The 22593-nt window shown below is 43.0% G+C and carries 20 protein-coding genes; 6 read left to right on the top strand and 14 right to left on the bottom strand.

Translation table 11 applies throughout. The features are described from left to right. Window positions 1-140: 140 nt before the first annotated feature. Window positions 141-656, top strand: a complete 516-nt coding sequence (locus I3257_RS03010; RefSeq protein WP_238048773.1) for a hypothetical protein — start codon at window positions 141-143, stop codon at window positions 654-656. A 298-nt stretch (window positions 657-954) separates the two neighbouring features. Here I3257_RS03010 and lpxC read toward each other — a convergent pair whose 3' ends face one another. The 12 genes from lpxC to I3257_RS02950 form a co-directional block, all read right to left on the bottom strand. After that, the gene (gene lpxC, locus I3257_RS03005) at window positions 955-1872 is read right to left on the bottom strand and encodes a UDP-3-O-acyl-N-acetylglucosamine deacetylase (RefSeq protein ID WP_055124715.1); all 918 of its coding nucleotides are present in this window, start codon (window positions 1870-1872) and stop codon (window positions 955-957) included. Between the two features lie 372 nt (window positions 1873-2244). Next, window positions 2245-3450, bottom strand: a complete 1206-nt coding sequence (gene ftsZ, locus I3257_RS03000) for a cell division protein FtsZ (protein ID WP_045454113.1) — start codon at window positions 3448-3450, stop codon at window positions 2245-2247. A 235-nt stretch (window positions 3451-3685) separates the two neighbouring features. Beyond that, window positions 3686-4978: a cell division protein FtsA gene (ftsA, locus tag I3257_RS02995; RefSeq protein ID WP_198329470.1), complete on the bottom strand. Its 1293-nt coding sequence runs from the start codon at window positions 4976-4978 to the stop codon at window positions 3686-3688. A 167-nt stretch (window positions 4979-5145) separates the two neighbouring features. Then, window positions 5146-5940, bottom strand: coding sequence for a cell division protein FtsQ/DivIB (locus I3257_RS02990; protein ID WP_201581980.1), 795 nt, complete (start codon window positions 5938-5940; stop codon window positions 5146-5148). 544 nt (window positions 5941-6484) lie between these two features. After that, the gene (locus I3257_RS02985) at window positions 6485-7492 is read right to left on the bottom strand and encodes a D-alanine--D-alanine ligase (RefSeq protein WP_201600490.1); all 1008 of its coding nucleotides are present in this window, start codon (window positions 7490-7492) and stop codon (window positions 6485-6487) included. 26 nt (window positions 7493-7518) lie between these two features. Further along, the gene (gene murC / locus I3257_RS02980; RefSeq protein ID WP_238048772.1) at window positions 7519-8958 is read right to left on the bottom strand and encodes a UDP-N-acetylmuramate--L-alanine ligase; all 1440 of its coding nucleotides are present in this window, start codon (window positions 8956-8958) and stop codon (window positions 7519-7521) included. A gap of 82 nt (window positions 8959-9040) precedes the next feature. Further along, entirely contained in the window at window positions 9041-10126 is a 1086-nt protein-coding gene (gene murG, locus I3257_RS02975; protein WP_238048771.1) for an undecaprenyldiphospho-muramoylpentapeptide beta-N-acetylglucosaminyltransferase, read from the bottom strand. 338 nt (window positions 10127-10464) lie between these two features. Further along, window positions 10465-11448 (bottom strand): glutathione synthase, encoded by a 984-nt coding sequence (gshB, locus tag I3257_RS02970; protein WP_238048770.1) that lies wholly within the window; start codon window positions 11446-11448, stop codon window positions 10465-10467. A gap of 58 nt (window positions 11449-11506) precedes the next feature. Then, a complete protein-coding gene (gene pyrE, locus I3257_RS02965) occupies window positions 11507-12214 on the bottom strand; it encodes an orotate phosphoribosyltransferase (RefSeq protein WP_238048780.1) in 708 nt (235 codons plus the stop codon). Between the two features lie 76 nt (window positions 12215-12290). Further along, window positions 12291-13292, bottom strand: coding sequence for a hypothetical protein (locus I3257_RS02960; protein WP_238048769.1), 1002 nt, complete (start codon window positions 13290-13292; stop codon window positions 12291-12293). 57 nt (window positions 13293-13349) lie between these two features. After that, window positions 13350-14213 carry an SDR family oxidoreductase gene (locus I3257_RS02955; RefSeq protein WP_238048768.1) on the bottom strand — a complete coding sequence of 288 codons (864 nt, stop codon included), beginning with the start codon at window positions 14211-14213 and terminating at the stop codon, window positions 13350-13352. Window positions 14214-14296: 83 nt separating this feature from the next. Further along, window positions 14297-16351: a DUF4105 domain-containing protein gene (locus tag I3257_RS02950; RefSeq protein ID WP_238048767.1), complete on the bottom strand. Its 2055-nt coding sequence runs from the start codon at window positions 16349-16351 to the stop codon at window positions 14297-14299. 321 nt (window positions 16352-16672) lie between these two features. Between I3257_RS02950 and ampD the strand changes: the two genes are divergently transcribed. The 4 genes from ampD to I3257_RS02930 all read left to right on the top strand — a co-directional run bounded on the left by ampD (window position 16673) and on the right by I3257_RS02930 (window position 20274). Continuing rightward, on the top strand, window positions 16673-17257 hold the full coding sequence (gene ampD, locus I3257_RS02945) for a 1,6-anhydro-N-acetylmuramyl-L-alanine amidase AmpD (protein WP_238048766.1): 585 nt from the start codon (window positions 16673-16675) through the stop codon (window positions 17255-17257). A 48-nt stretch (window positions 17258-17305) separates the two neighbouring features. Further along, entirely contained in the window at window positions 17306-17824 is a 519-nt protein-coding gene (locus tag I3257_RS02940; RefSeq protein ID WP_201560642.1) for a hypothetical protein, read from the top strand. 158 nt (window positions 17825-17982) lie between these two features. Further along, complete coding sequence (murJ, locus tag I3257_RS02935; RefSeq protein ID WP_238048765.1) at window positions 17983-19533, top strand: murein biosynthesis integral membrane protein MurJ; 1551 nt, start codon at window positions 17983-17985, stop codon at window positions 19531-19533. A gap of 111 nt (window positions 19534-19644) precedes the next feature. Next, window positions 19645-20274 (top strand): hypothetical protein, encoded by a 630-nt coding sequence (locus I3257_RS02930; RefSeq protein WP_045454092.1) that lies wholly within the window; start codon window positions 19645-19647, stop codon window positions 20272-20274. Between the two features lie 11 nt (window positions 20275-20285). Here I3257_RS02930 and I3257_RS02925 read toward each other — a convergent pair whose 3' ends face one another. Further along, window positions 20286-20900, bottom strand: coding sequence for a GNAT family N-acetyltransferase (locus tag I3257_RS02925; RefSeq protein ID WP_238048764.1), 615 nt, complete (start codon window positions 20898-20900; stop codon window positions 20286-20288). Window positions 20901-21163: 263 nt separating this feature from the next. Between I3257_RS02925 and ribF the strand changes: the two genes are divergently transcribed. After that, the gene (gene ribF / locus I3257_RS02920) at window positions 21164-22204 is read left to right on the top strand and encodes a riboflavin biosynthesis protein RibF (protein WP_238048763.1); all 1041 of its coding nucleotides are present in this window, start codon (window positions 21164-21166) and stop codon (window positions 22202-22204) included. A gap of 98 nt (window positions 22205-22302) precedes the next feature. On the opposite strand, the gene I3257_RS02915 is transcribed toward ribF, so the two are convergent. Further along, window positions 22303-22542 carry a DUF2789 domain-containing protein gene (locus I3257_RS02915; protein ID WP_238048762.1) on the bottom strand — a complete coding sequence of 80 codons (240 nt, stop codon included), beginning with the start codon at window positions 22540-22542 and terminating at the stop codon, window positions 22303-22305. Between the last annotated feature and the right edge of the window lie 51 nt (window positions 22543-22593).

The following is a 22593-nucleotide window of genomic DNA, read 5'->3' as shown; positions in this document are numbered from 1 at the left end:
TCTGTAGTGACTAATGCTGGTATTATCTGTTAATACCATATTCCGCTTAGTTCACTGTCTCGCAAATCGTTCAGTATCAATTGCCTTTAGCATGTCAATTATGAATATCGATTTTGTCACCTATTAGATGAGTCATCACGATGTCAAAAAAACAGCCAAATCGGCTTGCCCAACTTATCGACCATCAAGCTTTTGCTGGTAGCGCACTACCCCGAACGCTTGCTGACAATATGCGGCTATACATAGAAGCGACCAACGAGGTAAAAGAGCTATTGGTAGATTGTCTACCTGAAGAAATTCTTAATACCTGTTGGGTCGTAGGCCTCACCTACGAGCAATTAATACTCAGTGTGGGCTCAATGACTGCTGCCAATCATATTCGCTATTTGCAGAGCGCTTATTTGCAAGTCTTAACAGAGCAGTCAATTACATTTAAACAACTCAAGCAAATTCGCGTCGTCGTAGCTAAAAATTCAGCTGATAATCATTCATCTAAACAACTATCAGCAGTATCAGCAACTTTGTCAAAATCTAGTAAAGCCAATGAAAATCAGGCTCTTAGCCAAAACACAAAGCGGACTATATCACAGGCCGCAGAGCATGTCACCACTGATGAAAATCTCAAAAAAGCACTTTTACGTCTGGCAAATCATTGAAATTATTAATGTTACTATGTAAAGTTGTGTAAAAAAAACCGTAAAAATCAGCTGATAACGCTGCGATTTTGTAATGGTGCAAACAAAAAAAATCACCTGCTAGCTCCGTTCACATTATGAACGTCACCAACAGATGATTGAAAAACTATCCACAGCTTCGATATTCTCTACTCTAGAGCAGAATTGTTAAAATAATCTAAACAATACATTCAAAAAAACGAATATTATTAGAATGTAATTACAGCCGGATTATGTAATATTGCGTAAATGTTTCGATACTTCGTGTATATTCCTGTATTCATCCTTCAACAGTCAAACCTTCGAGAGGTAAATACTGAATTGGGCATGTTACATTGTCATCAAAAGTTACAATTTCAAAATTATTATGGTCAGATAGTATCTCACGTACCAATAAATTGTTTAACGCGTGACCAGATTTATAAGCATTAAATCGACCCAAAATCGGATAGCCAATCAAATATAAATCACCTAAAGCATCCAAAATTTTATGGCGAACGAACTCATCATTAAAACGCAGACCTTCTTCGTTAAGAATATTTGCCTCATCAATAACAATAGCATTATCCATACTGCCTCCTAACGCCAAATTATTCTGACGTAAGGCTTCTATATCTCGTAAAAATCCAAAAGTACGGGCTGAACTCAATTGCTCAATGAAGTTTTGCGTCGAAAACTGCAACTGGGCATGCTGAAAATCTTTGTCGATAGCAGGATGATCAAAATCAATCTCAAAATTTAGCTCAAACCCTTCATAAGGACGCAGTTCTGCCCATTTATCGTCTACTTTTACTCTTACAGGTCTGACGATTTTTATAAACTTCTTTAAAGCATCTTGTTCACAGAATCCTGCGTCAAGCAGCAACGCTACAAAAGGAGCGGCACTACCATCCATAATCGGTATCTCTGAGGCCGATACACGAATTAAAAGGTTATCCACGCCAAGTCCTGCAATGGCACTAAGCAAATGCTCGACCGTCCCCACACGTGTGCCACCAAACACTAGGTTTGACGACATCATAGTGTCTTGTACTAAAAAAGCACTGGCTGGAATCGGCTGACTGCCTTCGATATCAGAACGCTCGAAAACAATACCTGTATCAATAGGTTGCGGATGAAACTCTAAGTCAACAGGCTGACCACTATGGAGACCAATACCTGTAACAGCAATAGCAGTTTTTATGGTTCTTTGGTTCATGGCTGTCTTCTCACATATTTTGTTACAATTGCCATAGTGTATCATTACCCGCCCCTAGTTCGCCATAGTTAAAACTCGCTAATTTCCTTATCTCCTTGATTGATAACACTTATCGTCAATAAATTTTGATGGTTCTCATGTCTTATTGATCACATTGCCTCTGTTAAAACAGGGAAATAACAGCCAAATGTTACAATCATAAATTGTTTTATACGCCTATTTATTAATGATTATTTTCGCATCGAGAGGCGATTTTTATAAATAGAGCGCGCTCATAGCTGAATCAGTTTGCTAATATATGGACATTTTCTATAAACACAAAAAAGCCAGCAACTTAGTACTGGCTTTTTTTATTCCAAACATCTGAAAATATTATTTATTTTGTTGACGTTTTAGATAGTCTTGAATGCTATTGGTTTTGGTTTTCGCCTGCTCTTGAGGCGCGCTTGAGCGAGTAGCACTAGCCGTTTCTTGATACATCTGAGCTTGCGATTGCTTCTGGCTGTTTAAAGCACTGGTATGCACGTTAGGGTCAACAGGCTGAGTGCTATTGACAGAAGGAACTGGTGCCTCGACTACTTCTGGCTCTTGCCCAGCGTTTTCATCTAAAGTCAGACCCGTTGCAATAACAGTGACATGTAAATCATCACCCATTTTTTCATCAATCACTGAACCATAGAAAATATGTGCATCGTCGATATCTGTAATTTCTTCGACAATAACACTGATTTTGCTCATCTCATCCAATGAGAGTGATTCAGAAGAAATCACATTAACCAATAGACCTTTTGCATTTTCTAAACGCAAGTCATCAAGTAATGGTGATCTGATGGCTTTCTCAGTTGCTTGACGCGCACGATCATCGCCGCTAGCACGGCCGATACCCATCATCGCATGACCTTTGGCAGTCATAGCAGTGCGGATATCGTTAAAGTCGATATTGATCATACCTTCACTAGCAATAGTTTCAGCAATACCTTGAACTGCATGTAATAACACATCGTCCGCTTTTTTAAAGGCATCCTGCATAGAGATATTGCCATAGACACTCATCAACTTATCATTCGGAATCGTAATGATAGAATCAACAAAGTTAGTCAATTGCTCAATACCAGCCTTAGCAGCCTTGATACGTTTGCCACCTTCAAACTTAAATGGCGTAGTTACGACGGCAACTGTCAAAACTTCCATTTCTTTAGCAATACGAGCAACCACAGGCGCCGCACCTGTGCCCGTACCACCGCCCATACCAGCAGTGATGAACACCATGTCTGAATGTTCGAGTAATGCACGGATGGCTTCTTCTTCGCTTTCTGCTGCTTCACGCCCAACTTCTGGGTTCGCCCCTGCGCCCAAACCGCGATTCGTTTTTGCGCCAAGTTGCAATTTATGCGGTGCAGTTAAACGATCAAGCGCTTGTTTATCCGTATTAGCACAGACGAACGTTACACCTCTAATCCCTTGTTGTACCATATGTTCAACCGCATTACCGCCACCACCACCAACACCGAATACAGTGAAGCTTGCTTGGCCGTTATTTTGAGGCTGGTTATCATCTGGCATGGTGTATTTTGACATAAAAAGGTTTCTCCAGTTGCAGATAGCGTGATGGTCGATACTTGGTAACACACTTATATGGCGCGCTATCGACTTACTATATATAATTGTATTTAAATAAAACAGGGCAATGGCTTAGATAATTGTGCTAGCCAAAATATGCCAGTATGGTACAGGGTGTTACTTTTCGTATTCTTGCCTATTATATAGCTGCATACTCTTATGCTGCTTAATATAAGTATGTTTTGCTAACAGATTATAATATCTTTTTGAGTACACTAGCAAAACGCTGCCCTGCACTTTGAAAAACACCAGTGACTCGATTTTTTTGAATCGCTTCAGGCTCGCTTTTTTCACTACGGCGAAACTGCTCGCTTTGACTATATAATAGTGTACCAAATGCCGTTTGATAAGCACGATCATTTACTTGACTGTTTAGCTGCTTAAATGACTCATCATTATCAAAATGATTATGAGCACTAATAGCAGGATGAGTGTTGGTTAATACTACGGGCATTTTGAGCAATTTTTTGGTAAAGGGTATCATACCTTTAATCGCCGTACCGCCACCTGTGAGTACGATACCTTTGTCGATATAGCCGATGAGATCAGCCTCATGCAATTGACGAGCAACTTCCGTAAATATCTGCACATAGCGCGCCTCTATAATGCGGGCTAGATTATAAATACCAATATTAATCTCGTCACCTGTTCCTTGTGGTTTAAAGATAAAGAATGAGCTAGGATCGACACTATTGACATCGACAGTACCATGGGTTTTTTTCAGCTTTTCAGCTTCAATCATGGAGATACCAAAATCAGCTGAGATATCCATCGTCACTTCGTGGCTGCCTGTCGCGATACAATGGGTAAATATCAGCTTGTTTTCTTTATAAACGCAAATACTGGTCGTACTAGCACCAATATCTACCAAACAAACCCCTTGCTGGCGCTCGTCACTCATCAAACTATATTCAGCACTCGTCACTGCATCAAATACAATGTGGTCAATACCAACATCACAGCTTTGCAATAATTTTTGGATATTCTGACGACTAGCAACGGGCATCATCATCATGTGGTACATCACAGTAATATTATGCGCCATCATTTCGATCGCATCATCCACCATGAAATCTTGATCATCGACATAAATACCTTGCTGACAGCAATGCATTAAATAATAGTCTGATGATAGATCGCGTGACTTGGCATTAGACAACGCCTGCACCATATCTTTGGCACGTACCGCCTCATCTTCTACACGTACCTCGCCTGCACTATTTTTGCTCGATAATTCCGGTGTCGCTAAGGTCAACCACACACTATGCACGCGGCAATTGGCAGTATCTTCTGCTTCTTGAATGGCTTGTTTAATAGCACCTTGTAGACGTTCACGGTGTTTTATTTGACCTTGGTAAAAATCGCTATTTTTGACTTGTCCCACGCCCAGAATACGGATGTCTTTTGCAGAGACAACGTTACCAATGACGACATAGACTGCCGTGGCACTTAGATGGACAACAACCAGATTTTCAGTATTTTTCATGGTACCAGACAAATTATCGCTAAACAGGAGACCAAATGACGTCTCCATTAGATCATTAAAAAAAGCGTTATCAACACGCTATGATGTTGTATATTCTGTGCTACAAACTATCAAAATAGCTCAAACTAAAATGCTAACCAGTTTTTGCTTGTGCTATCTATCTATCGTTATTCTGCTTCATCAATTTTTGGCTGTGCCATATCCCAAGCAATGGTAAAACCATTTTTATAGCGCAAATCTACAGACTGTATTTCGCCTCGACGCTCACTTAACTGATTGCCGAGCAGCTGACTTAAACTCAGCAGCTTTTGCGCAGTATTCTCATTATCAACAATCACACGCAGTCCATTGTCAAAACGAATCAGCCAAGTCATTCTTGGTGACAGGATAATATCTTCGACTTGCATACCAAGTGGCGCATACCAGTCGTTAACTTGCTGCATCTGCTGCATGATAACTGGGGCTTGCGTTATCTCACCTTGTAAGGTGGCGAAGCGTTCTTGCGTCAGATCTTTACTATCAGCAGGGACAAAAACCGCACCTTTTGCATCCACCAAACGCTCTGTACCAAAATTAGCAACCGCTTGCTTAGGTAATGCGGTAACGACTATGCCCCGTTGCCAATCACGAGAAATACTGACCTGATCAACCCAAGCCAGACCCGTCGTAATATCTCTTAACGCTTGCAAATCAGAGGTAAAAAAGCTGCTTACCTTTTGTTGATTCATAACCTGTTGCAATGCGCGATATTGGGTAACGGTCAAACCCTGATTATTCACATGGATAGAAGCTGGCGGTGCATCACGCAACGCTTTTCCACCCATTATCAATATCAGTACGAGCAACCCTAGTACCAATACCATAAAAAAATATTTGAGCGAAGTCGGTACTTGGAACTTAGAGTTTGGGCGACGGGTTTTATCACTCATCAAGTCAGTTACCTCGTTGACAGTTTGAGCCATAACGACCTTTGTCCCTATATTTGCATAAAACTGATCATGCTATTTATAAATGTAAATCTGCATATTTTTGCAGAGGCCTATTAAGTTGACATATTATCAAAATATTTTACTAAAACGATTTATAGGATGACATTATGCTCATTTAAACGTAACATTTTTCTTAATTTATGAATAACTTATGGGCTAAATTCATAGAAAACAGAAATATCACTAAAACAGACCTATAATTACAATATTAACGTATTTTATGGTTAAACAATAGCTTAACCCCTACTAGTGACAACGAATTTACACAAGTTTACATGACGCTGTGGTATAGCAGCTCTAGTGATACATTAACCCGTTCTCGTCTACTAGTATTCTTAGGCTATAAGAAAAATTCAAATCTAATGATTCATAAGTTTTATCACTGGTTTATTAAGACAGCCTATTAATGACAACTGTCTCAATAAATATCAATAGCATTATGAACAATGTTAAAGAATGAACAATATTGAAAAGTAGCAATGCTAAATAACTATTTAAGCAATAACTGCTATACCAGTCACTCTAATGTCTGCGCTAAAATATGCCAGCACAATGCATCAAAGTCCATGCCTCGAGCCTTGGCTGCCATCGGAACCAAGCTATGGCTGGTCATGCCTGGCACTGTATTGATTTCAAGCAACCAGAAGTTGCCTGCTTCATCTTGCATAGCATCGATGCGTCCCCAGCCTTTGGCATCAACGGCACGGAACGCTGCAAGGCTCAGATCTTGTAAATGCTTTTCATCAGCAGCGCTCAAACCACACGGAATATAGTAACTGGTATCATTACGATTATACTTGGCTTCAAAATCGTAGAAGTTGGTAATATCAGCAGGCTCAAGGCGAATAACCGGATAAGCTTCGTCATCGATAATAACAATGGTAAATTCGCGCCCAGTAATCCAGCGCTCAGCCATCACCGCGTCACCGCACTGCACCGCCGTTGCATAAGCGGCAGGCAATTCATCAAGGTTATTGACTTTGGTCATACCGATACTTGAGCCTTCATGGACTGGTTTGATAATCAGCGGCAAGCCAAGCATATTCACCACTTGCTGCCAGTCAGTCTCAGCTGTTAACAATGAAAATGGAGCGGTTGCTAACCCACAACCTTGCCATAATTGCTTGGTACGAACCTTATCCATACCCAGCGCTGATGCCAAAATCCCTGAACCCGTCTGCGGAATATCAAACCATTGCAGCACACCTTGCAACAAACCATCCTCGCCGCCGCGACCATGCAGTACGTTGAACACGCGGTCATACTCGCGTAGCTCTGTGATGTCTTGATGCTTAGGATCGAAATGAGTGGCATCAACGCCTTGGTTTTGTAGCGCCTGCAATACGGCAGCACCGCTGTCTAACGATACGCTGCGTTCATTGCTACTGCCGCCATAGACAACCGCCACTTTACCAAACTGTCTGGCATCTTTTGCATCACTGGTCGTCGTGTTTAGAGTGGCATCATTGCTATCTAAATTATCTAAATTTTGAGTGCTGGTATTTTCTTTAGTATCAGTCGTCATGAAGATCGTTCCTAGAATTTTTTAGCTTACTTAATGTAAAGGTTATTGGCAGCCAAGTCGACAGCGATCTGCCCTACATTACCTGCACCTTGAGTAATGAGCATGTCATTGGCTTTTAATAAACGCTGCATGACAGGAGCTAAATTGTCCTTGTCAATAATCGTCGGTTCAACTTCACCGCGCAACCGAATACTACGCGCCAATGATTTGGTATCAGCGCCAGTAATTGGGCTTTCACCTGCTGAATATACGTCTAATAATAATAATTCATCAACGCTAGAGAGTACTTCAACAAAATCATCGAAGCAATCACGCGTACGACTATAACGGTGCGGCTGAAACATCATTACCAAACGACGTTCAGGGAAGCTTTGACGGGCCGCTTTAATGGTGGCATCGACTTCTTTTGGGTGATGACCATAATCGTCAATCAATAAAACATTACCATCATCAAGATTGACAGAGGCATGCTGCTCAAAACGGCGACCAACGCCTTCAAATTTTTGCAGAGCGCGTTTGATCGCTTCGTCATCCACCCCTTCATCAGTCGCCATGGTAATAGCAGCAAGTGCATTGTAAACGTTGTGAGTACCAGGAATATTGAGAGTCAAACGTAAAGGTTCACGGTCACGGCGCAGTACCGTGAAGTGAGTTTTCGTGCCTTCCGTTACCAAGTCGATGGCTTGAACGTCGTTAAAAGGCTCAAGTCCAAAGGTCAGTACGGGACGACCAATATCATCAATCATCGCATACAATTCAGGATCGTCACCGCAGACCACCGCCAAACCATAGAATGGCATATTTTGTAAAAACTGAATATAAGCGGCTTTCAATTTATCAAAACTATTCTCATACGTTTCCATATGGTCTTGATCGATATTGGTGATAATCGCGGCCATCGGATGTAACGATAAAAACGACGCATCAGACTCATCGGCTTCTGCCACCAAGAAACGACTGCTACCCAGCGCAGCATTTTTACCAGATGCATTCAGCTTACCGCCAATTACGTAGGTAGGATCGAGTTGCCCTTCTGCCATCATGGTAGTCAACAAACTGGTCGTCGTGGTTTTGCCATGAGCGCCAGCAACAGCGATACCGTGACGATAACGCATCAACTCGCCCAGCATATCGGCACGGCGTACCACTGGCAAACGTGCTTCTAATGCCGCTTTTACTTCAGGGTTGCTGCGATCAATCGCTGACGATACAACGATGACATCAGCATTGGCGATGTTCTTAGAATCATGACCGATCGCAATATCAATACCAATCTGTGCCAAACGTTTGGTTACTAAACTCTCAGCGATATCGGAACCACTTACTTGATAACCTTGATTGTTCATCACCTCCGCGATACCGCACATCCCCGAGCCACCAATACCGACAAAATGCAAATGCTGAATACGACGCATTTCTGGTATTTCAATCAAACGCTTAGGTAGAGCTTTCGCAGGGTTAGACATAGGGCTTCTCTTTATTAAGGCTAATACAATTTAGTGTATCAAAATAATTGGTAATAAAAACAGTCAGTTATAAGAATATAGGCTACAGCGTTTGCCAGATAATATCAGCAACTTGCTTGCTCGCACTTCGATTGGCAAGGGCATGGCCTTTTTTGGCCATCGCTAGGCACTTCTCTCGATTAAGGGCAGCAAGCTCATTGCTCAAACGCTGCGCTGTCAACTCAGACTGCGGTAACAAAATCGCCGCATCGTGTGAGGTTAAAGTGCAGGCATTAGCAGTCTGATGGTCATCTACCGCATGCGGCAGCGGTACAAAAATTGCGGCAATACCAACGTTCTGGATTTCCGTAACCGTCAATGCGCCTGCTCGGCAAACAATAATATCTGCCCAATTATAAGCGGCGGCCATATCGTCGATAAAAGACTGTACCACAAACTTGTGCATACTCAAGTCTTGCTCATCGTAAGCCGCTTGTGTGGCAGCCTCATTGTTACGCCCGCATTGGTGACGCACTTCAAAAGGCTGATTGAGCAATACCAGCGCTTTTGGCACAGTGTCGTTTAAGGCTTGTGCACCAAGTGAGCCACCCACCACCAACAATTTGAGCGGTGAGTTGTCATTAACATCATAACGCACCGTTGGTTCAGAGACACCAGTGATAGCATTGCGTACTGGGTTACCCACCGTTTCAAGCTTAGCATCCTGTGCACTATTGGCAAAGGTATCCTCAAATGCTTGCAGTACCTTGGTTGCAATCTTGGATAGGTAGCGATTACTCATGCCTGCAATGGCATTTTGTTCATGGATAATCAGAGGCGTATTGGTCAGACGTGCAGCGATGCCGCCAGGCGCTGTCACATAACCACCGAAACCGACAACTATGTCAATTTGATTACTACGAATCACCTTTATAACTGCCATCGTCGCTGATAATAAAGTCACTGGCAACTTCAATAAACGCCCGATTCCTTTACCGCGTAAACCCTGCATCTCAATCGCATGAAAAGGATAACCAGTCGGTGCAACCAAGCCATTTTCCATACCATTTGGCGTTCCTAGCCAATGAATAACCGCACCACGCTGAGTCAATTCCTCAGCCACTGCCAGCGCTGGGAACACATGCCCGCCAGTACCCGCGGCCATCATTAATATATGCGGTGCTTTCATGAACGCCTGCCTATCTTTTCTTTATTTATATGAAGGACTTATTATCCTATGATCATCTTAGTCATCAGCCAATAATGACCCTATAAAATCTCGCATAGTATAGTGTAAATCGTTGGCTGATATGTAGCACTTTATGCACTGTCAATAACAAAAATCCAAGCCGCGAGCAATCACGACTTGGTTTTTATAAATGCTATCGAAAAATCATAAAAGCATCGTTTATAAATGACGTTTTATCGCCTTTTTATGCGCTATGAAAAGATGCTGTTTATCAATCTATCTTAGCACACTGTTTTTCAAGTATTGTGCGCATAGCTTAGTGATAAATCACTCTATCCTTACAGCGTTGCGCAAACTGCTAATTTATTCTCAATGGCAATGATAAAGTCCGTTGCAATATCTGTACCGCATTGATCATCAATCTCACGTACACACGTTGGGCTGGTGACATTAATCTCGGTAATACGACCGCCGATTAAGTCGAGCCCGACGAACATGAGACCTTTTTCTTTAACAATAGGTGCCACGACTTCTGCCACTTGACGTTCGACATCGGTGAGCGGCATCGCAACACCGCTACCACCCGCAGCAAGATTACCACGGGTCTCGCCTTTGGTGGGAATACGCGCCAAGCTATAATCGACCACTTCACCATCAACGATCAACACGCGCTTATCGCCTTCTTTGATCTCTGGTAAATAACGCTGTGCCATAATCGGCAAGGTTTCAAGCTCAGTTAAAATCTCAAGCGTGACGCCGATATTTGGACTATCTGCGGTCAAACGGAAAATCCCCGTACCGCCCATACCATCTAATGGCTTAACAATGACGTCTTGCTGCTCAGCGATAAACTTGCGAATATGCGCCTGTTTACTGGTCACAATCGTTGGGCTCATATAATCGCTAAACCACGTGGCAAATAGCTTTTCATTACAATCACGTATCGCTTGTGGGTCATTGACCACTAGCACACCAGCAGCTTTGGCATGATCAAGCATATAAGTGGCATAAATAAAACGCATGTCAAACGGCGGATCTTTACGCATCAACACCACGTCATAGTCGCTGATTGGTGCTGTCGCTTTATCCCCTAATGTATAAAAATCTTTAGGATCACGCTTGACGGTCACTGGCTGCGTATCAACCATCAGTTGCCCACGATCCAACCACAAATCATAAATCTGACAATAGCCAAGGCTGTGCCCACGGTCTTGTGCCGACCACATCATAGCAAGGGTCGTGTCTTTTTTATAATTAACCTGCTCGATAGGATCCATAATAACGAGTATATTTAACGATTTTTTTTGATTTTCTTGGCTCATGATAAAGCTCACTTACGTTATATTATTAATGTAGAACAGCTTCAAACTCAGTACCCAACTATACGCCGTACTGCGCGCGATAATGTTGCATCTTGGCAAGTTGGGTCGCGTCTTTATGCTGATCGCTTTGTACGCCATAGTCATCTGCCAAATAACTGATTAAATCATCGATATCGACGAGCGCGCGCACTGGTACCTCTAATGTTGACGCCAACTCTTGAATAGCAGAATGCTCAGCCTGACCTTTTTCTTTACGGTCAAGGGCAACGATAATACCAGCAACGCTAGCGCCCGCTTGCTCTAAAATCTCAACCACTTCGCGCATCGCCGTACCAGCGGTAATGACATCATCGAGTACCCAGACTGCTTTACCACTAACGTCAGCGCCTACTAAGTTGCCACCTTCGCCATGGGTTTTGGCTTCTTTACGATTATAGCCCCACTTGGCATTGATACCATGATGAATCCATAAGGCTTGCGCGGTTGCTGCCACAAAAGGAATACCTTTATACGCTGCCCCAAATATCACCAGCTCCTGCTCATCTGTACCGTTATGACTAGCAGCCATTTGCTCAGCCAAGGCATCAGCATAACCACACGCGAGCAACGACAACATCTCACCCGACGCCAGCAAGCCTGCATTAAAAAAATACGGACTGATGCGACCAGACTTGAGGACAAACTCGCCAAATTTGAGAACTTGATTGTCTAAAGCCAGTTGGATAAATTGATGTGAGGAGAAAGAAGGGTGTTGCGCATTAGGCATTGAGGCATTAAGCATGGAAGCGTTCCTATTGACAAAAAGAAGAGCAAAAAATTGGCGTTATTGTACGCATTATTGATCAGCTTGACCAACCATTGATGTCGTAATCCTGCATGTTAGGATAACGAGTCAATAGGCCACTGCGCGATGAGAGATTAAAATAACACTGACCGTCATCACTCACTTGTATCTCCCAACCTAAATGATACGCGGCAACAATAACATGTCCTGTGAAAATGCGTATTTGACGGTATGCATGGCGCTGCGATGGCTCACAAATGATTTGACTCAGCAGATAACTGCGTATGTGCTGACAGATTTGCGCGGCACTATAGCGGTGATTGATACTTTTTCGTGTCTCGCACTGCCTCAATGCATGGACAGCGACGCTGCACGCCATAATGTCAGTAGCCAAACTGCCCTCGCCTGTCTCAAATTGCTGCGGCTGCAACACCACTTGCCAATCTTCGGCGTAAACACTGTTGAGCAATTCATCTGGGTTATAACGTTTGGTCAATGCACGTAAAGAAGCCTGTTTGTTTTTAGCATTATTACTAACGCTCGTATCGGTACTTACAGAAGAGCCATTCAGTGCAAAACCGTAACGATGCAGTTTTGGATAAGCACGAAGCGCCTGCTGAATATCGGCCATGTCGAGCAAAGTCATACCATTTAATGATGATAATAATGGTTGCGCGCTGTGATTGTGATAAAAGCTGTCTGGAAACTCGACAAGCTCTGCTGCCCGCAGTAATGACAGATGCTCGTCCAATACTTCTGAAGCAATCAGCGACCATTTTGATAAGCTGTGTTCTTTAGGCTGGTAAAAACGCGCAGAGCGACCATAGAGTCGTTGCAATTGACCATTTAAGCGCCTAGCAGGTTCTGGAATATCGCTCAAGGGTCTGGCAGGATCAAGTGCCAAGCGACTCGGGTCAAAATTAGGATGTACAATCGCAGGTTGGGTAGTATCTGGCAAAATAGACGACTGCTCAGCATTGCCTTCTGAAACTGTACCGCCTACTGCTTTTTTAAGATCAGCACTGGGTAAATGAGTGTCAGAAGTAGAAGGCTGGGTCATGAAATCTCCATAAGCTATAAAATACAAAAATAATTCTAATTAAATCAAACTGGCATATTATTCTTGATGTTGTTCTTGATATTGTTCTTGATGACGCAAAATATCACGGTAACCGACTTGCCAATCAGGATATGCCAACCAAGCTAATGGAATATTACTGTGCAAGCGTTTTCCCGTAACCGCTGCTTTTTTATCGTCAAGAGCAGGAGGCGTTTCATTTATCTGCTGACTTAACCAAACGCCCAACTCAAAAGTCGTGACTGGCGCATAATCAGTAGCAATATACAGGGGCTTGGGCGCATCGATAGTCAGTACGTTAACGATGATAGCGACCAAATCGCGATCCATAATCCGATTGCTCCAATGCTCCGCTGCTACTGCTTCCTTTTGTGGCTCGCGGGCTTTACGCAGACGCATGAGACGCGCGCGTCCATAAATACCGCTTGGACGAATGATAATGGCTTTATCACCAAAGCCTTGTTGCAGGACTTGTTCTGCTTGCAATATCACTTGCGAGGCTTCACGCTCTGGCGTCACAGGCGCGGTATTGTCATCAATCCATTCGCCGTTATCTTGCCCATAAACACCCGTTGACGAAATAAAGACAATGCGTGAAAGGTTGGTGAGTTTGTCCGCAAGCGTTGCCAAATGCTGGCTAATTGCTAAGTAGCTATTATGATAGCCACTGGTCGAATAATCATCGGGGGTAACGATAATTGCTATCGCCGTAAAATCTCGCAGCTGCTCAGCCGTCAGAGTCAATGCATCGGCTTGCATAAATTCAGCGTTATCATCCAAAGAGTAATGATGGCGCTCACCACGAGCCAAACCTGTGACATTCAAGCCGTCCTGTGCCAGCTGGTTGCTGACTGGCAAACCAATATCACCTTGACCGATAATCAATAAATTTTGCGTACTCATCATTTATCCTTTATTCGAACGCCATTTCTAATGACTGCTTATACATCTTTTTAATAACCTATACATCTTTTCAGTAATAAATGTTAAAAATAGCGTCTGTACGACAGCTGTACGTCTTCATTGGCATCAACACGATCTTGCCATTCGTAGTTGGCATTAATGCGTAATGCTTGTTTTTTATCGATATCATACTGCAGCCCTAATGTCGATATCGGCTGCCAATAATGACCACGTGAATTAGACTCATCGCTGCTGCCATGATACCAATATGGCAGTTGCAATTCAGCCTGCGCGCGTAACTGATTGTTAATCTGATAACGACAGCCTGCATTGACGCCAGCACCAACGCGAAAGCCTTTATTGATACCGCGCCCTGCTTGCGCTGTGCCGGACAAAAAGGTATAGCATAGCTGCGGCGGCATCTCGCCTGTACCTGTGCGAGGCGTACCAAATGCCCATGACCAACCTGATTCATAGCCCAAGCTCCCAACTAAATGATCGCGACCGTCTTGCTGGGAGCCATCATTCACACGCGTCGCCTCGATGCTAGCGCCCCACGTTTTGCCTTTTTTGGCAGAATTGACCGGATTAAATGAGCGCCCACGAATCAACGTCACATTTTGCAAAACCACACTGTTTGGCTGATTGGCTTTGTCATTATCGGTGTCGTACAGGCGCAAAGTCGCAGATGCGCCTTCTAAATCAAAAAACTGTGGGAATCCTGAGGGGCGATCGAGAATATCATGATAGCCCGCTCGTAAACCCAAATCGATATAGTTATTATCACCGCGCTGCCCTAGTCCCATATGAGCCAGTTGCAGCGGATGTCTATCTATTGGATTGTTATCTGATACCGCTATATTAGGCTGCAATAACGTCTGTCCGTCAGCTGACATGCTCGAAACCACATTAAGTTGGGCAGATTTAATCTCATTGATCGTCTGCTTGGCGCTGTTGTGATAGCCGAATTGCTCGCGCTGCTCTTTGACCTTGTTTAACTGCGCTTGGCGTAAAGTACTATCAGCAGGGGTATAGTTGGTGCTGGCAAGCAAGCCCTCATCATCAAGTAATTGCACGACATCTGAGGGAATAACCGCATAAGGCAGCTGACTCAATAACTGCTGCTGCGGACGCACCACATCAATTAAGCGTAAAATCTCAGACGCACAGTTATCTGTGGTGAAGTAATACGGCAATTTTAAATCTTTGGTTTCCCAAACGTGCAACATAATCTGCTGGACTTCCGCTGGTGTCAAATCCAATTGATACGTCCATGCGTCACGCTCGTCTTCTTGCAGATACTTGGCCAGCCTTGCTGGATAAGGATCAATTTCAATGAGATTGTCATAACCGCCGATCATTGACTTGATGGCATACACCACAAAATTGTCTTTTGGATTACCACCAACCGTATAATTCAGCGCAACCGCGTGATGAATCTGGCTCGGATCTGCCACACTCGCTTTTGAGTCGATACGCAATAAGGTATGAGCAAAGGCTGATAAAGGGTTGTCTAAATACTCTTGGGCAAACATGATAGATAGCTGCTCGGGGGCGATCTTTTGCATCCATTCATTCAACTCCGGACAGTCAACTTGTAGCGCCGTCTTATCAATGCCTAATGTATTGGTCAGCCATTGTACGCGGGCTGGAAAACGACATAATACCGAATTATTAGCAGTATTTTTTTTAACAGTACGGTTATTCGTTGTCGCTACCTCATTAGCGAGAGCGACGAGTAATGCATCTAGCTCGGCAGCTGAATCATGCTGTCCATTCTTACTTAAAAAAAGGTCAGCCTCATCAACCATGCTGGTGTCTTTTTTCTTACCAATCAAATTCTTTTGATCATCAAAGAAATATAATAAACGTCGCCATGTCGTATCTTGGGCTAAGTTTTGTGTTGCTGCTTGCTCACGCCACTTGGCTAATAATTGCTCAACGTTGCTTTTTTCTAGCCCTTGGGTATCTTCTGGAGCGTCATTATTTGGCGTATTATTAGCGATTGCAGCAGATTGCGGCGTAGGCGCTAATGCCTCTGTCGTTACTAATGATGCTGGGGTTGGCAAAAAAGCTTGCGTTTGTGCAGAGAGTAGCAATCCTGCAATAGCAAGTGGTAAACGCGCTCGTTGACTCATAGTAGTTAGGGTACAATCTACAGATAAAAAATTAGCCTTTAGAGACATGGGGTAAACCTCGCACGTTATTATTCATACGCCGATAGCGTGATTGGTGGCTGGTTGATAATGCCGATTGGATCGTTCACTAAAATAACCTTAAAAACCATATACGAGCTAAGTCATTGAAATATCTTAGTCAAAGTGGCTGTTATCAAAGTTGTTACTATCAAAACTACTGTTATCAAGGTAGTTACTGTCAGAATGGCTATTAATTGATAGAAATGGCTAGCAACCAGCGGTCAATGCCCACTTATTAATATCATGATAAAAGAGAATATTATGTCCATAACACCAATAACGATTAACGATGGCAGATTATCTGCCGCCACATACCTTGCATCACCAAACTGCAATCTGCGACCAACAGATATGAGTATTGATACTATTGTTATTCATAATATCAGCCTACCGCCGAACGAGTTCGGAGCGTCTGATGCTGACGACATCCATTACGTTAAAGCATTATTTACCAATCAGCTAGACTGGGCGGCGCATCCCTATTTTCAAACGATTAAAGGCGCGGAGGTTTCGGCTCACTTATTTATCGAGCGTGATGGCGCGATAACTCAGTTTGTTAATTTTAATGAGCGCGCGTGGCATGCTGGACGCTCTAGCTACTTGGGTCGCCCTGAATGTAATGATTATAGCATCGGTATTGAGCTTGAAGGGTCTGATTTTGTGTCCTTCACCGCCGCACAATATGAGGTACTTGCAAAAGTGGTCTGTGCCATTTATGCCACCTACCCCAAAACTCGTCGTCATCTAACAGGTCATAGCGATATTGCCCCTGGTCGCAAAACGGATCCCGGTGATTATTTTGAATGGGCAAAATTACGTGAGATGGTCGCCGCTCTATTAAAATAAAAAGACTCACTCAACTTTAATAATTATTAACCATCGACTGGAAATATTATGACTTGGATTGAAGTGGTCGATTCAGCAGTGAAAATAGGTTTGGGCGCATTGATAGCAGGCGTTATTGCTTTTCTATTATCTTCAACACAACATCGTAATGAGCTTAAAAAAGCTAAAATAGAACGCGAGTTTGAGATGTTAAAAGAAGTTGCAGAAAAAGTAGAGAATTTTAATAATATTGCTTTAAGGTATTGGTCACTTTCTTCTGATTGGCGTAGAAGATTACTACTAGATAGTACGATCTTACCATCTAGCAACCTATTAGATTCTCAAAATGATTTATACGATAGCTTTAGCGAACTGACCAAAGCAGAATCATTACTACTACTATTCGGTTATGACGAAGCTTCCGTCTCATTGAGATCATATGGTGAAACAGTTATATCCTTTAGAAAGAGAGTATCGTCTTTAGATATATTTTTTGATGAAAGTGATGCAGCTAGCTACAGAGAATCTATGATTGATAAGCGGGCTGAGCTATTTAAGATATTAAACAAAATTTATAAAATGATTTAATGTAAGAAACCTCAGTTTTCCAAATGTCATATTCCACATCCAATCCATTTATCTCGATTATGAAAATGCTATAATTCGTCAGCTTTTTGATAGCAGCAACTTAGTAAACAACCATCAGTAAACAACCTTCATTAAACAAATTAGCACAATAGGTTCTCATGGCAAAAAGTCGGTTATTTCGTTCAACCATGGTGGTCAGTAGTATGACCATGCTGTCTCGTATTTTAGGTCTGGTACGCGATGTCGTATTGTTAGGCGTCTTTGGCGCTGGTGGTCTGATGGATGCCTTTTTAGTCGCCTTCAAAATCCCAAACTTTTTGCGGCGTCTGTTTGCAGAAGGTGCTTTTAGCCAAGCCTTCGTCCCTGTGCTATCTGAATACAAAGAAAAATATAGTTTGCAGCAGGTACAAATCTTAGTCAGTCGTACTTCAGGCGCTCTGTTGTTAGTTTTGTCGATGCTTACCGTCGTTGTTATTTTAATGGCACCTTGGGTCGTGACTTTATTCGCGCCTGGTTTTGCGGATCAACCAGGTAAGTTTGCTATTACCGCTGAATTACTGCGTCTGACCTTTCCTTATTTGCTATTTATTTCTATGACCGCCTTTGCCAGTGGCATTTTACAAAGCTACGGACGCTTTGCTGCGCCTGCCTTTGCACCCGTGTTATTGAACTTATGTATGATTGGTGGCGCGCTAATTTTTGCCCCTATGTTCGATGTTCCTATCATGGCTCTAGGCTATGCAGTCGCTATCGCAGGATTGTTGCAATTCTTACTACAGCTGCCTCAGCTATGGCAACAAAAGCTGCTGGTCGCACCCAAGGTCGACTTTCAGCATGAAGGCGTTCGCCGTATTTTAAAACTCATGCTGCCTGCCATCTTTGGCGTCTCTGTCACTCAGATTAATCTGCTGCTCAATACCATTTTTGCGTCATTGATGATTGGCGGCTCGGTTTCTTGGCTGTATGCCGCAGAGCGTATGAGTGAGCTGCCATTAGGCTTGATTGGCGTGGCAATCGGTACAGTCATTTTGCCAAGCTTGTCAAAGAGTGAGGCGCAAAAAGACGATTTTAGCTTTAAAAAGACTATCGATTGGGCGGCACGCTTAATCATTTTAGTCGGTGTCCCTGCATCAGCAGCGTTGTTTATACTTGCCGATGTACTGATGCAAGCGCTGTTTTTGCGCGGTGAGTTTACCTTACGCGATGCGCAGATGAGTTCGCTCGCATTACGTAGTATGGCTGGTGGTATTTTAGGCTTTATGCTTATTAAAATCTTTGCCCCTGCTTTTTTTGCCCGTCAAGATACCAGAACACCCGTAAAAATCGGTATCATTTCTGTCTTTGCCAACATGATTTTTAGTGTCATTTTCATCGGTATATTTTATTTCTTAGAGATTCCACTACATGGCGGCTTGGCCTTAGCAACCACGGGCGCGGCCTTTGTTAACGCAGGCTTATTATATTACTTCTTACATAAACGTGATATTTTCCGCTTTGGCAGCCATTGGAAAAAGCTATTTACCCAGTTTGCGATTGCGACCAGCGCTATGATTGGCGTACTTTATGTCATGCTGCCTTACTTCCCTAGCGATGATGCGCAGTGGCGACGTATCGCCGCTTTGCTCATTATGTGTGCCGTGGGAGCACTGGTTTATGGCGTGGTATTACTAGCCACTGGTTTCCGTCCACGCCAGCTAAAGCATGGTTAAGCAGCTTCACTTACGAAACCAAAACAAGCTTAGTAAGAGAATGGATAGTGAATGACACGGATAGTTGCCATAATTAACCATTAACGAATAAATGAAATCTGAGGGCTAATAATGATAACCAAACGAGTAACCTTGCTACGCTTACCAACTATCCTGACTGCTGGTGTCCTTAGCACTGGACTGCTTTTAAGTGCTTGTAGCGATAACGATAAGACAGCTAATAGTGCCGAAGATACGGCAGCCATCGCTGAAGGCAGTTCTGATAAAAGCATTGATGCTGAAAATAGCGCTGCTAATCAAACGTCAACAGTGGATACGAATAGCACAGTTGGCAGCGAGCAGATAACTGACAATAGTAAAGATGAAACGGCTATTGATAGTGATGATATCAATCCAGTCACCTCTGTGACCAAGCAAAAGAGCCTCGTAACCAATCCCACCGAAACTGGTACGCCGGAAGATACTGTAAAGCAAGCACTAGATAGCTTGTATTATGGCGAGGTAAAGGAAGCTGTTAAATATTATAAAGTAGATATGGCAAACTTCGAAGAAGAGCTGGCTAAAACTCAGTATGCCTTTCAGCAAACGGTTGATGGCGTCACTATTACCGATACTCAATACAGTGATGATAAAACCCGTGCCACCATCATTGGGGAGCTGATGTTAAAAGGACAAAGCGAACCTGCACCATTGACCTATCAGCTACAGAAGATAAAAGGTCAATGGAAGATCTTGGGTTAAGCTATTTTAGCTTACTTATCTGAAGCATCATCCGATGTCACCGCTTTACCCAGCATCACAACATCAGCGATAAAGCCTTGCATATCACACACTTTTGGCATATATCCCCATTGCTCAAAACCAAGCTTACGGAACAATCCTAAGCTTGGCTGATTGTGCGCAAAAATAAGCGCGATTACATTATGAATGCCTAGGCTTGGCGCTTGTGTCAACATCCAGCATGTCAATAAGCTGCCCAACCCTTGACCGTGATAATCCTGATGCAAGTAGATACTAATCTCAGTGCTGATATGATAAGCCGGTCGTGCATATAAATCGCTAAAGCTACCCCAAGCGACGATTGTTGCTGTCTCTGTTTTCGCTGCATTCTGCGTGGTCTTATGCATCGCTTTTACGACATAAATAGGACGCGTCGGACTGTTTATATGCTCATCAAACCAATCTGCACGCTCTTCACAGGTCACTGGGGTGAGATTGGCAGTGGCTTGTTTACCTGCAATAGTCTGATTATAAATCACCAAAATCTCTGACAAGTCGTCTCTACTTGCACGCTGCACGACAAACTCATCAGTGAGATAGTGTTCTAACAAAACAGTTGGTACAGCATTCAAGGCAGCAACGGGCATAAGTTCTCCGTAATTATTAATTAATAGTCTATGAGTGATAATTGTTGCAAGATGATCCTTCTATACAGAGGGTTATTACAAAAGCATGTGGACAAACATCACGGTATTTTAAGATGACAGAGCGGATAGCGCCATACTTTTATTGTCAGTAGACTATAGGATGTTAGTATGGTCATTTTACTTTATAATGGCTGATTTTAAACACATTGATTTTGGTACGGGTGTGTTTTTTATCTGGTTTTATCTATCATAGCTGAAAATTTATGAACACCTATTTTCTTGAGCAACTGATTGCCTCGCCAAGTAATTTGACTGCAAATACTAGTCCAGTAGATTTAGTGCCCTGTGTGCTCACTATCGGTAACTTCGATGGTGTCCATCTTGGTCATCAAGCGATGCTTGAACAAGTCCGTGATATTGCGCATGCACAAAATCTTGGTTCTGCTGTCATGATATTTGAGCCACAGCCTCGTGAATTTTTTGCGCCAGCCACTGCGCCTGCTCGCCTCACCAATCTCGCTGAAAAACAAGCTTTGTTAGCAGAATATGGCGTTGAGACCTTGATTGTGGCAGGATTTGATGCAGAGTTTCGCTCACTATCCGCCCAAGCATTTGCGGATATTTTAGCTCTGCGCTTAAATGTCAAGGCGTTGGTGTTGGGTGATGACTTCAAATTTGGTCATGACCGTACTGGTGACAGTCAGTTTTTACGGAATTATGGCTTAGATGTTACCAACCTACATACCGTCATTGATGATAGTGGTAAAGCGGCACGTATCAGCTCTACTCGCGTTCGAGACTTACTATTGGCTGGTGATATTGACGCTGCTAATGCGCTACTTGGTCGCGATTATGAGATTACAGGAATGGTCGTTGGTGGCGATAAAATAGGTCGCACAATGGACTTTCCTACTGCAAATATTGACCTACAGCGTTTAAAACCTGCCCTGCATGGTATCTTTGCTGTTGATGTCGTCAGCCTCGACGAGGATGGGAAAGTGATTGCTGATGGCTTATCGGCACTTGCTATAGATGGCAAATCAGGTATCTCAGGATTACGTTCCAATAGCCTCTTTGGGACAGCCAATATCGGCACCAGACCCTCTGTCGATAAACAACATGATTGGCGTTTGGAAGTTCATTTCCCAGAATTAAATGCCGATTTATATGGATCAACTTTACAGGTTCGATTTTTGCATTATTTACATGGTGAACGACATTATGATGGCTTAGAAGCATTAAAAACAGGCATCCATAATGATGTGAAAGCATTGATTGAGTGGCGAGAGCAGCAGCCCATTTAGGTTGCTATTAAGCTTAAATGCGACCCTCGATATCTATAATTTATAAAAAAACCCACAGCGTTTATAACGTTAGTGGGTTTTTATTTAATGGGGTTTTTCTAAGCATTTGGATGCATACGTACGTTTAAGTCATCGATGACCTCTACCCATTCCGCATCTTTTTCCCATTCTTCTTGTAGAAAAGCACGCTGATTGTCTGTCCAAATGCTCGCTTCTATCAACTTCTCTTCTTTATCCAACTGATTATTTTCGATAAAACTATCAATCGCTGCATCTGAGCTATCAAGTCCCAACTGTGCAAATAATTCATTCATATTGTATTCTGGTTCACCCAACATGTTTTTCTCCTTAAATGGTACGAGTGTCTTTGTGTTTATTATCTAAATTGA

It is taken from the genome of Psychrobacter sp. Ps7 (genome assembly GCF_022129225.1).
Taxonomy (GTDB): domain Bacteria; phylum Pseudomonadota; class Gammaproteobacteria; order Pseudomonadales; family Moraxellaceae; genus Psychrobacter; species Psychrobacter immobilis_A.
This window is presented reverse-complemented; position numbering and strand designations above follow the sequence as displayed.

Coding starts and splice junctions, on each gene's coding strand:
- I3257_RS03010 (WP_238048773.1), top strand. CDS start 141: ATGTCAAAAAAACAGCCAAATCGGCTTGCCCAACTTATCGACCATCAA.
- lpxC (WP_055124715.1), bottom strand. CDS start 1,872: ATGAACCAAAGAACCATAAAAACTGCTATTGCTGTTACAGGTATTGGT.
- ftsZ (WP_045454113.1), bottom strand. CDS start 3,450: ATGTCAAAATACACCATGCCAGATGATAACCAGCCTCAAAATAACGGC.
- ftsA (WP_198329470.1), bottom strand. CDS start 4,978: ATGAAAAATACTGAAAATCTGGTTGTTGTCCATCTAAGTGCCACGGCA.
- I3257_RS02990 (WP_201581980.1), bottom strand. CDS start 5,940: ATGGCTCAAACTGTCAACGAGGTAACTGACTTGATGAGTGATAAAACC.
- I3257_RS02985 (WP_201600490.1), bottom strand. CDS start 7,492: ATGACGACTGATACTAAAGAAAATACCAGCACTCAAAATTTAGATAAT.
- murC (WP_238048772.1), bottom strand. CDS start 8,958: ATGTCTAACCCTGCGAAAGCTCTACCTAAGCGTTTGATTGAAATACCA.
- murG (WP_238048771.1), bottom strand. CDS start 10,126: ATGAAAGCACCGCATATATTAATGATGGCCGCGGGTACTGGCGGGCAT.
- gshB (WP_238048770.1), bottom strand. CDS start 11,448: ATGAGCCAAGAAAATCAAAAAAAATCGTTAAATATACTCGTTATTATG.
- pyrE (WP_238048780.1), bottom strand. CDS start 12,214: ATGCCTAATGCGCAACACCCTTCTTTCTCCTCACATCAATTTATCCAA.
- I3257_RS02960 (WP_238048769.1), bottom strand. CDS start 13,292: ATGACCCAGCCTTCTACTTCTGACACTCATTTACCCAGTGCTGATCTT.
- I3257_RS02955 (WP_238048768.1), bottom strand. CDS start 14,213: ATGAGTACGCAAAATTTATTGATTATCGGTCAAGGTGATATTGGTTTG.
- I3257_RS02950 (WP_238048767.1), bottom strand. CDS start 16,351: ATGAGTCAACGAGCGCGTTTACCACTTGCTATTGCAGGATTGCTACTC.
- ampD (WP_238048766.1), top strand. CDS start 16,673: ATGTCCATAACACCAATAACGATTAACGATGGCAGATTATCTGCCGCC.
- I3257_RS02940 (WP_201560642.1), top strand. CDS start 17,306: ATGACTTGGATTGAAGTGGTCGATTCAGCAGTGAAAATAGGTTTGGGC.
- murJ (WP_238048765.1), top strand. CDS start 17,983: ATGGCAAAAAGTCGGTTATTTCGTTCAACCATGGTGGTCAGTAGTATG.
- I3257_RS02930 (WP_045454092.1), top strand. CDS start 19,645: ATGATAACCAAACGAGTAACCTTGCTACGCTTACCAACTATCCTGACT.
- I3257_RS02925 (WP_238048764.1), bottom strand. CDS start 20,900: ATGCCCGTTGCTGCCTTGAATGCTGTACCAACTGTTTTGTTAGAACAC.
- ribF (WP_238048763.1), top strand. CDS start 21,164: ATGAACACCTATTTTCTTGAGCAACTGATTGCCTCGCCAAGTAATTTG.
- I3257_RS02915 (WP_238048762.1), bottom strand. CDS start 22,542: ATGTTGGGTGAACCAGAATACAATATGAATGAATTATTTGCACAGTTG.